This is a genomic window from Streptomyces sp. NPDC004838, from assembly GCF_053600955.1.
Window position 1 is genome coordinate 1 of the sequence record NZ_JBSGAW010000035.1, and the last position, 14,095, is coordinate 14,095.

The 14,095-nt window shown below is 71.4% G+C and carries 9 protein-coding genes, 2 tRNA genes and 1 pseudogene; 6 read left to right on the forward strand and 6 right to left on the reverse strand.

Going from position 1 to position 14,095, the window contains the following annotated elements:
* Positions 1–91 precede the first annotated feature (91 nt).
* The 3 genes from ACWEFL_RS30905 to ACWEFL_RS30915 form a co-directional block, all read right to left on the reverse strand.
* Positions 92–967 carry a DUF2797 domain-containing protein gene (locus ACWEFL_RS30905; RefSeq protein WP_451718909.1) on the reverse strand — a complete coding sequence of 292 codons (876 nt, stop codon included), beginning with the start codon at positions 965–967 and terminating at the stop codon, positions 92–94.
* A 269-nt stretch (positions 968–1,236) separates the two neighbouring features.
* Positions 1,237–2,424 (reverse strand): DUF1152 domain-containing protein, encoded by a 1,188-nt coding sequence (locus tag ACWEFL_RS30910; RefSeq protein ID WP_451718912.1) that lies wholly within the window; start codon positions 2,422–2,424, stop codon positions 1,237–1,239.
* 153 nt (positions 2,425–2,577) lie between these two features.
* Complete coding sequence (locus ACWEFL_RS30915; RefSeq protein WP_451718915.1) at positions 2,578–3,255, reverse strand: GAP family protein; 678 nt, start codon at positions 3,253–3,255, stop codon at positions 2,578–2,580.
* A 519-nt stretch (positions 3,256–3,774) separates the two neighbouring features.
* On the opposite strand from ACWEFL_RS30915, the gene ACWEFL_RS30920 reads away from it, so the two are divergent.
* From ACWEFL_RS30920 to ACWEFL_RS30930, 3 genes are all read left to right on the forward strand, one after another.
* Complete coding sequence (locus tag ACWEFL_RS30920; RefSeq protein ID WP_451718918.1) at positions 3,775–4,302, forward strand: hypothetical protein; 528 nt, start codon at positions 3,775–3,777, stop codon at positions 4,300–4,302.
* 125 nt (positions 4,303–4,427) lie between these two features.
* Positions 4,428–5,780, forward strand: coding sequence for a Dyp-type peroxidase (locus ACWEFL_RS30925; RefSeq protein WP_451718921.1), 1,353 nt, complete (start codon positions 4,428–4,430; stop codon positions 5,778–5,780).
* A 40-nt stretch (positions 5,781–5,820) separates the two neighbouring features.
* The gene (locus tag ACWEFL_RS30930) at positions 5,821–6,951 is read left to right on the forward strand and encodes a catalase family protein (protein WP_451718924.1); all 1,131 of its coding nucleotides are present in this window, start codon (positions 5,821–5,823) and stop codon (positions 6,949–6,951) included.
* A 95-nt stretch (positions 6,952–7,046) separates the two neighbouring features.
* Here the strand turns inward: ACWEFL_RS30930 and ACWEFL_RS30935 are convergent, their stop codons facing one another.
* A complete protein-coding gene (locus tag ACWEFL_RS30935) occupies positions 7,047–7,523 on the reverse strand; it encodes an SAM-dependent methyltransferase (RefSeq protein ID WP_451718926.1) in 477 nt (158 codons plus the stop codon).
* Positions 7,524–7,649: 126 nt separating this feature from the next.
* Between ACWEFL_RS30935 and ACWEFL_RS30940 the strand changes: the two are divergent.
* A pseudogene (locus ACWEFL_RS30940) lies at positions 7,650–7,769 on the forward strand (protein-L-isoaspartate(D-aspartate) O-methyltransferase); the annotation flags it as partial.
* Between the two features lie 406 nt (positions 7,770–8,175).
* Here ACWEFL_RS30940 and ACWEFL_RS30945 read toward each other — a convergent pair.
* Together ACWEFL_RS30945 and ACWEFL_RS30950 are read right to left on the reverse strand one after the other, a co-directional pair.
* A tRNA-Arg gene (locus ACWEFL_RS30945) sits at positions 8,176–8,248 on the reverse strand.
* A 315-nt stretch (positions 8,249–8,563) separates the two neighbouring features.
* Positions 8,564–8,657, reverse strand: a tRNA-Ser gene (locus tag ACWEFL_RS30950).
* Between the two features lie 295 nt (positions 8,658–8,952).
* On the opposite strand from ACWEFL_RS30950, the gene ACWEFL_RS30955 reads away from it, so the two are divergent.
* Both ACWEFL_RS30955 and ACWEFL_RS30960 read left to right on the forward strand, forming a co-directional pair.
* Positions 8,953–9,411 carry an SSI family serine proteinase inhibitor gene (locus ACWEFL_RS30955; RefSeq protein ID WP_451718928.1) on the forward strand — a complete coding sequence of 153 codons (459 nt, stop codon included), beginning with the start codon at positions 8,953–8,955 and terminating at the stop codon, positions 9,409–9,411.
* A gap of 180 nt (positions 9,412–9,591) precedes the next feature.
* Complete coding sequence (locus ACWEFL_RS30960) at positions 9,592–13,914, forward strand: PAS domain-containing protein (protein WP_451718930.1); 4,323 nt, start codon at positions 9,592–9,594, stop codon at positions 13,912–13,914.
* Positions 13,915–14,095 lie beyond the last annotated feature (181 nt).

Here is a 14,095-nt window from a genome sequence, read left to right on the forward strand (position 1 = left end):
CACCTATGCTCCGCATGGATTCCCTCCTCCGCCTTGCGATGCACGGCACCAGACCCCGCTCCCTGATCCAGCCTGATCCATCAGAAACGACCTAGAACAGACCGTCCTGCACGGCCCCGCCGTTGCTGGCGCTGACGTCGGCGACGGGAACGGAGACACCGGCCGCCGGGTCGGCCCCGACGAGGGACCAGCCGGTCATGAGCCGGGTGTCGAGGACGACGAGCCGGTCCTCGGCGGTCCGCAGATGCAGATCGGGCCCCGCGACGGCGACGAGGACGCCGGCGACGGCTCCGCCGGCGATCAGTTCCCGTACGACCGAGGCCGCGGCGGTCAGCCCGTCGAGCCCGAACACCCCCGTATGGTCGACGGCCTCGAACGCCAGCGGCTCCAGAGACTCCGCCCAGCCGCTGAGCGCGAGGGCGCGCCGGTGCAGCTCCTCCACCTCGACGATCCGCTCGGCCGGTCCCGGCAGCTCCGACCGGACGGCCCGCTTCTCCGCGTACGGAATCCGGTCGGGAATGCCGAGCGCGCTCCGCAGCAGCTCCTCGGTCCGCCGGGCGGCCATCAGGGGCCCGCGCCCCAGCCAGCTGAAGACGACCGCGCCCTGCTCCAGCAGCCGCGCGGACCCGCGCTCCTCGGCGGTGATCCCGACCTTGACCAGGCCGGGCCCGAACCAGGCCAGATATACACGGTAGATCCGCGGATCATCGGGAAGGGTGTCGGCTGCCACGGAGTGCGCCCGGTCCAGCCGCGCACACTCCGCGCACCGCGCCTGCGTGGCCCGCCCGGACACGGCCGCCCGCAGCGGGCAGGCGTTCCCCCGCGCTCCGACACACTGCCGCTGTCCCTCGGCCCGGAATCCCAGCGCTCTGCCGGTGATCAGCGGGCTGACCCGCCCGCCCTCCCACCGCAGCACGGCGATCCGCGCTCCTTGGGGCCACCCCAGCCCGGAGCACCGCCATGTCATACGCACCTCCGGGAGCACCCAGTCCGACCGAAAACGCGGAGGGTACCTGAGCAAACTGACATCTCCGGTTTCCTACGCCGAAATCCGGCCGTTCCCGGCGTTCGACGACGCCCTCACAGTCGCACACCAGGACGGAAACGCGCACGCTATGCCCCTGTCCGAAACCGGCCGTCGGCTCAGGGGCGCTCACGGCCGTCGGCGTCGACGCGCCCCGCGCGGGCGCGCCGGAGCCCGCGCCCCGGCTCCGCCGTCGCGGGGGCGGGCGGCCCTCACTCCTCGCCGTACCGCCGGCCGTCGTAACGCGTCCGAGCCCGCCGACCGGGCGGCAGGTGCCAGAGCGGGGCCGCGTACTGCTCGGGGCGGCTCCTGATCAACAGGTCTCTGAGGTCCCCGATCCGGGTGTGGTCGAGGTGCAGCGCCTCGCCGAGGCGGCTGAAGGTGGCATGGCTGACTCCACGGGCGCGGGCCTCGCGCTCGTACCGGGAGACCCGGTCAAGCACCGTCCGGGGGTCGAGCACCGTCCGGGGATCGAGTGCCGTCCAGGGGTCGAGCACCGTCCCGGGGTCGAGTTCCTCCGGCGGCCGGGTGTCGGGCCGGGCGGCTCGTGCGCGCTCCCGGTCGATCTCCGAGAAGCCGCAGACTTCCCTGCTGAGCCGCTCCGCCTCGTCCAGCGTCGCGGTGGCCTCCACCGCACGGGCCAGACGGTTACGGCTCAGGGCGTCGTCCAGACGGACCTCATGAACGGTGGGGCCCTCGTCGGTGAGGGGCACGGGCCCCGTCTCCCGCGCCTCGCACAGGCCCCGGACCCCTCGGGCGGCGGCGGCCAGCATCGCGGTCGTCTCGGACGGACACCACTCCAGAACACCGCTGACCGGTTCGACGTGCTCGGGTGCCAGGGTCAGTACGTTCCGCCCCAGCAGACCGCGGAGTTCACCCGCCGAGACCTGGCCGTCCAGACCCGCGCCCGCGATCAACAGCCGTACCCGAGCACCGCCCCGACGGCACGCGGCGAGCGCGAGCGCCCCGGCGAGCGGACCGCTGAGAGCGGGTTCGTCCCCGCGCGCGAGGATGCCCCCGCCGACGTCGAGAAGGTCCACGGAGGACGGCTCCAGCAGCCCGACCAGTTCATCGAGCTGACGAGCCATCCCCTGAACACCACGGCGGGCGTCGATGAGCGCCAGCGTCTGCGGAAGCTCCGCCGCGAGCCGCGGAAACGCCGAACCGGTCGGCAAAACGGGCTCCGCCGCGGCCGTCATCGCGCACACGCTCGCCGTGACGGACCGGAGCCCCGTGAAGTCGTCCGGCCCCCGTGGCCCCGGTACCGGATCGGCCCACGGCCGATCCCACGCGTACGCGAGAATCACGGCCGGCTCCCCATGGCCGTACAGCGCCGCCGCCACCATCGAGGCGGCTACCACGTCGCCTCGTCCGCCCGCTGCCACGATCAACCGCGCCACGCGGCCAGCCTACGACCTGACCACCCGCCCACGACCCCCGCTCCACCCAAGGCCCCTCACCAGCGTCTCCGACGCGAAGGGAGAGACCCCACCGGCTGACTGACGGCGGCCGGCGCGGTTGCCGTCAGTCAGCCGCGGCCGGCGCGGTTGCCGTCAGGAGGCGAGGATGGAGATGCCGTCTCCGAGCAGCTTCAGGCCGAGGACGAAGAACAGGACGGCCATCACGGCGACACTGTTCTGAGCCGCCCACTCTTTCCAGTTGCCGAGCGTGGCCTTGGCTCGCGCTCCCCCGACGAGGAAAACCCCCAGCGGGGCCAGCAGGCCGAGGGTGGCGATCAGGACGAAGATCGCCAGCGCCGCGATCTGCTGCCCGACCGGCAGTCCGGCCGAGCCGATCGCGGCGCCCGCGGCGATGGTCAGCGGGGCGTTCTTGGCGTTGAGCGCGGACAGGGCCAGTCCGAGTGCGAAGACCTTGACCGGCGTGAGACGGTCGATCGCGCCCATCCACTTCGGCAGTTGGGCTTGCGAGGGATCCTTCGGGCGCCGGTGCCATTGCCGGGTGCCGAAGAGAACGAGGAACAAGCCCAGGGCGAGCTTGAGGACTCCCACCCAAGTGGCCGGCTGACCGTGGGCGGAGGCCCCCGCGGGAGAAGCGATCGCCAGCATCACCGCGCCCAGGGCCGAGAGTCCCAGGATCCAGCCGACGGTGAAGAGAACTCCGTTGAGACGTCCCCGGGGCGTGGCGAGTATGAGGATGACCGCGATGATCGGGAGCGGGCTGACCGCTACGGCGGCCGCGAAACCCAGAACGTCACCGAGCACTGTGCTCATGGTTGCCTCCGGGTGGCGATCCAGTGGAGCGGGGGCGGCGGAAGCGGGCGACCCGACCGCCCGGGCGGCGGCGACGGGTGGTGTGCGATGGGCCGCGACACTGTCACGGCTACGCGGACTTCACGGCTACGCGGAAGTGGCTTCCCGACAGCGGTGCAGACGGCGCACTCGGCACGTCTCACCGACTTCCATCTTCACGCGCATGGCCGGATCTGTCCTCGGGAGCTTCTTGGGACGCGAGGACCCCTGCTGCGGCCCGCGGCGGCCTGCCTTACCGGGCAGGCGACCCCGCCATGACCGGGCTCGTCGAAACGCCACCCCGGGTGACCACAAAGGCCAGGGGCCGAGATGCGAGGCGGCTCAGCCGCGAGGAGGATTGAAGCCGTGAGGGCGATGGCGCCTCATGTCGGGGCGCTGGGAGCCCCTCGCACCGATCCGTGGCAGGAGAACCTCGCGATGGCTGCGACGACAGGCGCGACCCCGTCGGCTCACCATGAGCACCCGGGCAGGACGGATGGGGTGTGTAACGAGTTCACCGTTTTCGCCAAGATCAAACCGGGCGAGGCCGATGCGTTGCGTGAGGATCTCGCCACGCTCGCCGACGCTGCGGATGACGAGAGGGTCCATGCGGCGGTGCGCCAGATCGGCACGCTGCATGATGCACGGCATGTGATCTTCGACAACGACACCAGGTTCATGTTCGCCAGCGTCTTCGACGGCTCCTGGGACACGTACATCGACGACTTCGCCAAGACGGTGGTCGGGGCCCGCTTCGACAGGGTCTTCTCACACTGCGAAGGGTTCCCCGGCGTCAGCGATCCAGGGGCGAAGGACTGGTTCCTCGCCCACCAGGAGCCCGCGGGCGTCTTCGTCAGCGCCTATCCCGATCTGACCGTTCAGCAGATCTACAAGGACCAGCGGGTGGACAACGCGTTCCAGGAGGTGCTGGACACCCCCGAGTTCCGGGCGGCGCTGGACAACCCGGCCAACGCGGACTTGGTCGCCACACCCGCCTTCCAGAAGCTGCTGGAGGAAGCCGCGGCCTAAGGGCTGTCCCGTACACAACCGACTCTCGAACCGACCCGACGTCGGACCGCGTCGGCCGTCGGCGGGGGCAGGTCGGCCGCTGCGGGGCCGCACATGCCGAGACCGATTGCGGAGGCACAGCGACCATGAACACTCCGGACGACAGCGGCCCGACCGACGGGCGCATCGAGATCGACGATGTCCAGAGCGGCGCGCTGAGTCCACGGCCCGTGCCCTACGAGGGGAAGTTCGTCTTCCTGCGCGTCGACGACCGCGACGCCGGGCGCGCCCTGCTGCGGCGGCTGCTTCCGGTGACCTCGGGAGGTCTGCCCGGCCCGGACCGGAGCCAGGATGCCTGGGTGGCTTTGGCGTTCACCTATCAGGGGTTGAAAGCCCTGGGCGTGCCCCTGGAGTCGCTGGACAGCTTTCCGCGGGCGTTCCGTGAGGGCATGGCCGCCCGGGCGGAGCTGATCGGCGACGTGGGCGAGAGTGCCCCGGCCCACTGGGAGGCGCCGTTCGGAACGGGCGATGTTCATATCGCGTTGAGCGCCCTCGCCTCCGATGCGGCGCGGCTGGGCAAGGAGCTGGAGCGGGCCCGTGTCGCCTTCGAGGACACGCCCGGTGTCCAGGTGATCTGGCAGCAGGAGGTCCGCCAGCTCCCGACCGGGCGCACCACCTTCGGCTTCCGGGACGGCATCAGCCATCCGAACATCGAGGGCGTCGGGCTGCCCGGCTCCAACCCGCGGGAAGCCCCCGTCAAAGCCGGCGAATTCATCCTCGGCTACCCCGACGAGACCGGCAGCCCGCCGCCCATGCCCACGCCCGATGTGCTGGGCCGCAACGGGACCTACGCGGCCGTACGCAAGGTGCACACCAACGTGGCGGCCTGGCACCGGTATCTGCGCGCGAACAGCTCCGACGCCGAGCAGGAGGCACTCCTGGCGGCGAAGATGGTGGGACGCTGGCCGAGCGGAGCACCGCTGGCGCTGGCGCCGGAGCATGACGATCCGGAACTGGCCGCCGATCCACACCGCGTCAACGACTTCCTGTACCGGGAGAACGACGATCGCGGCTTCCGCTGCCCCGCCGGTGCGCACATCCGGCGCACCAACCCCCGCGATTCCACCATCGTCGGCGACGCGCGGATGCACCGTCTCATCCGCCGCGGCACCACCTACGGCCCGCCGCTGCCGGAGGGTGTGCTGGAAGACGACGGTGCCGAGCGTGGTCTGGTCGGAGTGTTCCTCGGCGCCCATCTGGAGCGGCAGTTCGAGTTCATCAAGGCCGAGTGGATCAACGACGGCAACTTCATCGGCTACCCCGGCGAGAAGGACGCGGTGGCCGGACATCACGGCGGCACGGGCACCGTCACCATCCCGGAGAAGCCGGTCCGGCGTCGTCTGCGGAACCTGCCCAGCTTCGTGGTCACCCGGGGCGGTGAGTACTGCTTCGTGCCGGGGCTGCGCGCCTTGCGCTGGCTCGCGGAGTCGGAGTTCTGAGGGCGGTTTCTCCCACGGTCGTCGAGGAGGGTTGGACACCATGACAGCACCGTTCGTCCGCTACACGCCCGACATCGAAGACGACGATCCGCACTTCGGCCGCACCCTGCAGACGGTGATCGACAAGACCGAGAGCTACATCGCCGACTCCGTCGAAGCCGGTGGCACCGGCCGGGCCCTGCGCGACGCCCATGCCAAGGGCTACGGGCTGGTCCGAGCGGAAGTGGAGATCCTGGACGGGCTACCCCCCGAATACGCCCAAGGCATCTACGCGACTCCGGGAACCCATGACGCGCTCATCCGCTTCTCCAACGGCTCGCCTCACGCCGGAGCCGACGCACGGCTCGGCGCCGCCACCGGACTGGCACTGAAGATCTTCGACATCCCCGGCCCGACCCTGCTGGAAGACGAACCGGACACGGGCACCTTCGACTACGCCAACATCAACGGACCGATCTTCTTCTGCAACACGGTCGAGCACTACCTCTTCATCCAGGAACTGTTCCTGAACGCGCCGGCCTACTTCGCCCAGGGCCGCCCCGGAGCACATCGTTTCTTCACCGAGTTCGTGACCGGAAAGGGAACGCTGGATCAGGACGACTGGGCGTGGGACGAGTTCCTGGCCTTCCTGCGCCTGTCCAAGACCCCTCCGGTGAACGTACTGCTGTCGAGCTACTGGACGATGGGCGCGGTCCGGCACGGGGACTACATCGCCAAGGTGCGCATAACCCCCGCCCCGGACTTCGCCGCCGCCGTCGTCCGGCGCGACATCGATCCGGCCTCGGCGTCGGAGGTCTTCCGACCGGCCCTGCAGGCCGAGTTGCAGGAGCGGCCCTACGCCTTCGACATCCAGGTCCAGCTCTGCACCGACTTGGAGCGCATGCCGGTGGAGGACACGACCGTGGAGTGGCCCGAGCAGCTCTCGCCGGCCGTCACCGTGGCGAAGCTGCGGCTGCCGCGGCAGGACATCTCCGGCCCGGAAAACCTGGAGAAGATGGACTCACTGTCCTTCACACCCTGGCGGGTCACCGCCGAACACACGCCCCTGGGCAACATCATGCGAGCCCGCAAGGAGGTCTACCGACGGTCCTCCATCGCGCGCCACCAGCTCAACCACCAGCCGCGCACCGAGCCCCACAGCGCCGACGAGATACTCGGCCCGACCGAATGAAGCCGACCATGCCCATGCGGTCTTCGCCGCACAGAGAATCTGACGGGCAGCCATCTCGTCTCCCCGGCCAACAGCGGACGTCGTGGTCCACCGACTCAGTCGGCGCCCTTCGCCCAGTAGTCGGCCAGCATTTCGCCCGGCCAAGTCGGCTGCCGTACCTCGCCACGTGGCCCCATCTCCTGGAAGTACGGAGCCACGTCGTACACCGGTGTCCCGTCGATGGCGTCCAGGTCCGCGACGTGGAGGTCCAGCCCTTCGACCTTCACCAGCCTCGGGAAAGATTCGGCGAGCTGGTTGGGCCGGCGGTGGTTGCGGTGGACGAAGGTGCCCGTGCTGGGCCACCTGGGGTTGTTGCGCGGGCTGCGGGCGTGGAGGGCGACGTCGTCGGGTGACGCCTTGTGGAAGTGCCAGACGACCAGCAGGTGCGAGAACTCCTCCAGGCCCTGGACGACCTCGGCCGGGTAGTCGGGGTTGAGGCGGATGATCGCAGGGCCGCCCCAGTGGTCGTCCGTGGGTTCGGCGCGTCCGCCGACCACCGTGCCGATGGGCTTGATCTCCAGCGAGTGCGTCATGCGCTTCCCCTCGTCCCTTGGCGCGACGCGGTCAATCTAGTGGGGTCGGAACTCGGTGGCTCGGGTGTCCAGGGCCGTGGCAGCAGGGATGCCCCGTCGCCGTACGGTCGCGGCACGGGCGCGAGGATGCGGCGGCGCTTCGGGCTGCCCGTGCGGGTGATCACGGCTGACGGACTGCTCGGGGACGCGGCGGGGGCTCCGCACGACCGGATCATCGCCACCTGCGGGATGCGATCGATCCCGTACGCCTGGGTACAGCAGTCCTGTGCGGGTGGGCTGATCCTGGCACCGTGGGGCACTCACTACAGCCACCTGGACGCCAACGTACGAAGGTGCCCAAGCCTCTCCGCCGCCGGATCAAGCCCTGGTCGGCCGCCGAGGCCGGCCGGTTCCTCGCGGACTGCGCGGCCCGTGACGATCACCTCTTCGCTGGGCCCGTCGCGCCGGTCTCCGCGCCATCCCGCTTCGGAACACCCGGCACACGTGCAGCTCGCTGCTGTTCGCCCTCAAGGCGCAGCGCCGCCACCGGGCGGCTGTCCAGCACCGCGGGCGGCACCACCGGCTGAGTGCGGCTGGCGCGGCTGCTGTACTTCGCTGCTGTACAGACCAAAAGCAGAGGGACCGGGAGATCTCCCGGTCCCTCTGACCTGTGTGCACTCGGCAGGATTCGAACCTGCAACCTTCTGATCCGTAGTCAGATGCTCTATCCGTTAAGCTACGAGTGCTCGACCTCGCGGGGCTTTCCCCCCGGTCGGCGTTGCGGGAACAACATTACATGACCCGCGCCGCCAGGTGAAATCCATTAGCCGCACCACATCCGACCTGCGAAAACACCCCCGGAACGGGGTACACGGGCAGACACGATTCCGCAGGTCGCGACCGTGGTCCGGGTGCGGTGCGATGCCGGTACGGGCGCGTCGCCCGCGGGTGGGGGCGCGGGGGCCGGGAGGACGCGAGGCCGGCAGAGAAGAGACGGCGGCGGACGGGACGGGGTGAAACACGAGAGCCCCGGCCAGGTGACCGGGGCTCTCGTGATCGTATGGCGGAGGCGGAGGGATTTGAACCCTCGATGGGCTTTAAGACCCAAACCGCATTAGCAGTGCGGCGCCATAGACCGGACTAGGCGACGCCTCCAGCACGCCCGCGCGGACGCGAGCGGTGTGCAGATGATGACACAGTCACGCGGGGTGTCACCAATCGCTGTCCACGGTACTAGGCGTGCAGGCCGGAGGGCAAAGCACATAACCGGGGAGGGGCCGCCGGAATACGGGACCACCCGGTGCGCAACGCACGCGCGCGAGGAGCGTTAGAAGCGGTGGGGATCCCGTGGCGCCCGCGCGTCCGGGGCCCTGGCACGGGACCCGACCGGGGTCCCGGCACGGGACAGGGGTCCACCGGGGCCACTCCGTACGAGTCACCAGGAGCGTTCATGCTGCGCCGCACCGTCCTCGCCGCGACCGTCTCACTCGCCTCCGTCGCCGCCCTCGCCGCCGCCGCGCCCGGCGCCGGCGCTTCGGAGCTGCCGTTCTCCCTGCCGTTGCTCTCGGGCCCGCCGGCCCCGGACCGGCTGACGGTGGAGGTGTCGAAGACGGGGAACGTCCGTACGAACGGACGGTACGAGCTGGAGTGCGACCCGGCGCGCGGAACGCACCCGGCGGCCGAGGAGGCGTGCGCTCGGCTGGACACGCTGGCGCGGCAGGACGGAAACCCGTTCAAGCCGGTCCCGAGGGACGCCGTCTGCACCCAGCAGGCGGGCGGACCGGCCACGGCGCACGTCACCGGGACCTGGCAGGGACGGCGTGTGGACGCCACCTTCACACGGAAGAACGGTTGTGAAATCTCTCGTTGGAACTCTCTCGTGCCCGTACTGCCGAGTGCCAGGTCATAACGCCGCAACGGCCTTCGCGCGATGAGAGCAGTCGTGAGCCTTCGATGAGAGCTGCCCCCCATCCACCGCCCCGGCGCAGCCGCTGCGCTTAGACTTCCCTCCAGAGACAGGCTGAGGCCCGAGGGGCAAAATGGGGGCGGGCTGTCCGCACATGAAGTAGGTCAGGGAGGAACCGTCGTCGTGAGCAGCCGGCCATCCCGAGGCGCTGCTCGCCTCGCAGCCATACTCGACGCCCTCCCCGACGGGCTCGTCCTCGTCAACTGCAACGGCACGGTCGTCAACGCCAACACGATCGCCCTCGAGCTCTTCGAGACCCCTGGCACCGCCCTCGTCGGGCGCGGGCTGCTCGATCTGCTGCCCGCGTTCGACTCGCGGCTGATCCCGGGCTCCATGCGCCGCCCCGAGGCGGCGGACGATCGCGGCCGTACCAAGCCCACGCGGATGACCGCGCGGCGCACGGACGGCAGCGAGTTCCCCGTCGAGGTGACGAGCGCCAGCCTTGAGGACGGGCGGGAGGCGTACGACTCGTCCAACGCCTTCACCGGCGACGAGCTGCTGATGCTCGTCGTACGGGACCTGTCGGGGACGATGGACACGGAAGCCGAGCTGGCGCGTTCGCGGCGGCAGACGGAGATGATCCTGCGGGCCGCGGCCGAGGGTGTCGTGGGCACGGACACCGACGGGCGGGTCGTGCTGGTCAATCCGGCCGCCGCGCAGATCCTCGGGTTCCGGGCCAGCGACCTCGGCGGCCAGGAGCTGCATCCGCTGATCCTGCACTCGCGCGAGGACGGCAAGCCCTTCCCGTACGCGGAATCGCCGCTCGCGGACACGCTCAGGTCCGGGCGCAAGCACCGGGTGCGCGGTCAGGTGCTGTGGGCGAAGGACGGTTCACGGGTGCCGGTGGATCTGACGACCGCGCCGGTACGGGACGGGGATCAGCTCGTCGGCGCGGTGATGACCTTCACCGACCGCCGTCCGTTCGAGCAGCTGGACGAGAAGCGCCGGGCGGAGCTGGAGGAGACGACCGAGCGGTTCACGGCCCAACTCGCGGACCGGGCGGACCGGTACACCGCCGAGATCGAGAACCGCGACGAGCGCTATCTGGAGCTGGCGGGGCGGCACGACCAGTTGACGGCGGTGCTCGGGGGATCGCTGCGCGGACCGCTGGAGGAACTGCGTACGGAACTGGGCACGCTCGCCGCCGACCCGGCGGGGCAGTTGTGGCCGGAGGCCAACCAGATCCTGCACCATCTGGCCGCCGGATACGCCCGGATGACCACGCTCATCGACAACGTCCTCGGCTTCCAGCGCCTCGGCATGGGCACGGAACAGCTCCACAAGTCGAAGGTGCTGCTCGACGCGGTCGTCGGGGCGGCGGTCGAGGGCGCGGTCGAGCTGATCGGGCCGGGACGGGCGCAGTTCGCGGTGCACACTCCGCCGATCGAGGCCGAGGTGGACGGGGGCCGGCTGGCGACGGCGCTGGCGCATCTGATCGCGGATGTGGCCGGGGTCGACTCGACCGGCCAGACCCGGGCCACGCCGGGCGGCACGTACGCGGACTCGACGATCGTGGTCGCGGCGGCACAGCGCGGCGAGGTCGTACGGATCGAGGTACGGGGGCCGTTCGCGGGCGGTGACCCGGTGCACGAGCCGATCGTGCGGGGGATCGTCACGGCGCACGGCGGGGTGCTGCAGACGCACGAGGTGCCGGGAATGAGCGGCAGCGCGTACGTCCTGGAGGTCCCGCTCGGGGAGGGCGGGGGCGCGGTTCCGCCGCCCGGCGGGCAACCGGGCGGGGCGCTGGCCCTGCCGGAGCAGTCGACCGGACCCGAGACGTCCGGCGGCGGGCGGCGGAGGGCGCGGCGGTCGTCGACGGACGCGTTCCTGGAGAGCCCTCTGGAGGCGGAGCTTCCGGGACAGCCCGTGGGTCCTGCCGGTGCGGTGGGCTCCTCCGGCCCAACCGGTTCAGCCGGCCCAACCGGTTCAGCCGGTTCAGCCGGTTCAGCCGGTTCCACTGGCCCTACGGGTTCGACGGGTCCGACTGGCCGGACCGGTTCCGTGGGCGCGGGCCGGATGTCCGGACCCGTGGAGCCGCAGTCCGGTCCGACGGGTCGCCGGAGGGCCGTTCAGAACGACCAGCCGCAGGAACTGATCCCCGCGCAGGACGGCGGCGGAGGCGGAGGCGTGGCCATGGTCGGCAGGCCCGGCGGCGCGGTGGCCGGTCACCCGGCCGGCGCGGCCGGGAGTCCGCCCGGCGGCACCCTCGGTGGCACCGGGCGGCGGCGGGGACGGCCGAGCCCGGCCGAGGAAGGCGTCGCGGTGCCTGCGGGCGCTCCCCGGCCCGCGGAGGGTTCCGTGGTCACGGCGGCCGAGGGTGCGGCCCCGCGTCCCGCGCTCGGCGAGACGGTGCCGCCCCAGGGCGTACCGGTCGACGCCTCGGGTACGGGCCGCCGCGCCCGGCACAGCGGGCTCGCCGAACTGCCCAGCGGGTCCTCCGCCCCGGTCCCGGCACCCGGTCCGGGGCAGGAGCACGAGCAGGTTCAGGGGCAAACACAAGGTTCGGGGCCGGGGCAGGCTCACGGGCAAGGGCTGGGGCAGATTCAGAGGCAGGAGCAAGGGCAGGGGCAGGGGCAGGCTTCTGGTGTGGCTTCGTCCGTGTCCGTGCCGACCCCGGTGCCCGCGTCCGCCATGGTTCCTGCCGGGCGGCGGGCCAGGCGCGCGCTCGCTCCCGCTCCCGCTCCTGCGGAGGCTCCCGAGGCCGAACCGGCCGCCCGTACGGCGTTCGCGCTGCCGCCCGCCGAAGCGGACCGGATCACTCCGACGGCCGGAGAGGCGGACGCCTCCCTTCCGGGCCGGCACGAGGCCGTACGCACGGTTCCGGGAACCGATCCTCACTTCACCCCACCGCAGCAGCACCCCGCTCCGACGGGCCGTCGGCGGGCCCGGCGCGGGCCGGGAGCCGAACACGCCGGCACGGACGACTCGACCGGTCAGCACGTCGGCACGGACGACTCGACCGGTCAGCACGCCGTGGCGGAGGACGAGGCCGCCGGATTCGCCGCCGGAGTCATGGACACGGGCTCGATGCCGTCGCCCTCGGCCGGTCCCGCAGGCCCCGCAGCCGGGCCGGAGCCCGTACCCGGAGCACAGCCGTCGAACGAGCCGTACCCACTGAGCGGAGCACAGCAGTCGGACGGACCGCAGTCGTCGAACGGGCCGCAGTCCATCGCGCAGCCGCTCCCCCTCATGGAGCCACCTCTCCCGCCGGAGTCTCTCCAGGAGCCTCTTCCGGCCGATGCCTCGCAGGGGCGGGCCTTCAGCGTGCGTACGCTCGGACAGGGCGTCCCCTTGTCGCAGCAGACCACCGAGCAGGGAAACCAGCCCGCCCACGGCTCCGGTCGACGCCGCAAACTGGCCACTCCGCCCGACGGCGAGCGACCGGAACGAACCGAACGAACCGAACGGCCTGAGCGACCGGAACGGACCGAACCGTCCGCCCGGCCGCACCCCCAAGAGGCCCAGCAGCCTCCGCAGTCTCATCCAGGTCAGCAGAGTCATCAGAGTCAGCCGTCCCAGCAGGTTCAAGGGCACGGTCAGACACAGGGTCAGAACCTGACGCAGACGGGCCTGCGGCTGCCCTTGGAGCGTGAGGCCGAAGGTCGTGCCTACGCCATAGGAGCGCCTGACGAAGGCGCGGAGGGGCCCGAGCCGCTGGACGGTCCGGGCGGCGCGGTCGAGGTGGCCAACCGGCCGCTGCCACAGCCGATCGACGACGAACTGCCGCCGGAGCCGCTGGACAATCCACGCCGGCTGCTGGTCTGGCCCGCGCCCGACGTCTCCACGCAGCAGGCGCTGAGCGAGCGCGGCTACCGTCCCGTCGTCGTGCACTCGCGCGAGGAGGTCGACGCTCAGATCGCGGCATTCCCCGCGGCGCTGTTCGTCGACCCGCTGACCGGGCCGATCACCCGTACCGCCTTGCAGTCGCTGCGGCAGGCCGCCGTGGCCGCCGAGGTCCCGGTGCTGGTGACGGCGGGGCTCGGGCAGGCGACTCGGGAGGCCGCGTACGGAGCCGATCCGGCGGTCCTGCTCAAGGCGCTGGCCCCGCGCGACAGCGACCAGCATCCTTCACGGGTCCTGCTGATCGAGGAGCACGAGGAGATCGCGCTCGCGCTGACGGCGACGCTGGAGCGCCGGGGCATGCAGGTCGCCCGTGCCGCCGCGGATTCGGACGCCGTCACGCTCGCGAGCCAGATGCGGCCGAACCTGGTGGTGATGGACCTGATGCAGGTACGCCGCCGCCGGGCCGGGATCATCGACTGGCTGCGGGCGAACGGCCAGTTGAACCGCACTCCGCTCGTCGTCTACACCTCGGCCGGTCTCAACCGGGCGGAGCTGCCTCGGCTCTCGTCCGGGGAAACGGTGCTCTTCCTCGCGGAGCGCTCCACCAGCGGCGAGGTGCAGTCCCGCATCGTGGATCTGCTCGCGAAGATCGGCACGAACTGAGCCGTCCGGCCGTCCCAGCCGCCTGGGCCGTGCGAGCCCCTCCCTGAAACCGAGCCGTCCGAGCAGGCGTACGGGGAAGGCGTACGGGGGCGGGGGCTCGAACGCTTACGGGGTGGGCGGGACGCCTACCGAGGCGGGACGCGTACGAAGGCGAGCCAGGCGCAGGGGGCGGGACGCGTAC

Excerpts from the sequence above, each read along its gene's own strand:
- ACWEFL_RS30905 (WP_451718909.1), bottom strand. The coding sequence starts at position 967 with ATGACATGGCGGTGCTCCGGGCTGGGGTGGCCCCAAGGAGCGCGGATC.
- ACWEFL_RS30915 (WP_451718915.1), bottom strand. The coding sequence starts at position 3,255 with ATGAGCACAGTGCTCGGTGACGTTCTGGGTTTCGCGGCCGCCGTAGCG.
- ACWEFL_RS30925 (WP_451718921.1), top strand. The coding sequence starts at position 4,428 with ATGAACACTCCGGACGACAGCGGCCCGACCGACGGGCGCATCGAGATC.
- ACWEFL_RS30930 (WP_451718924.1), top strand. The coding sequence starts at position 5,821 with ATGACAGCACCGTTCGTCCGCTACACGCCCGACATCGAAGACGACGAT.
- ACWEFL_RS30935 (WP_451718926.1), bottom strand. The coding sequence starts at position 7,523 with ATGACGCACTCGCTGGAGATCAAGCCCATCGGCACGGTGGTCGGCGGA.
- ACWEFL_RS30955 (WP_451718928.1), top strand. The coding sequence starts at position 8,953 with ATGCTGCGCCGCACCGTCCTCGCCGCGACCGTCTCACTCGCCTCCGTC.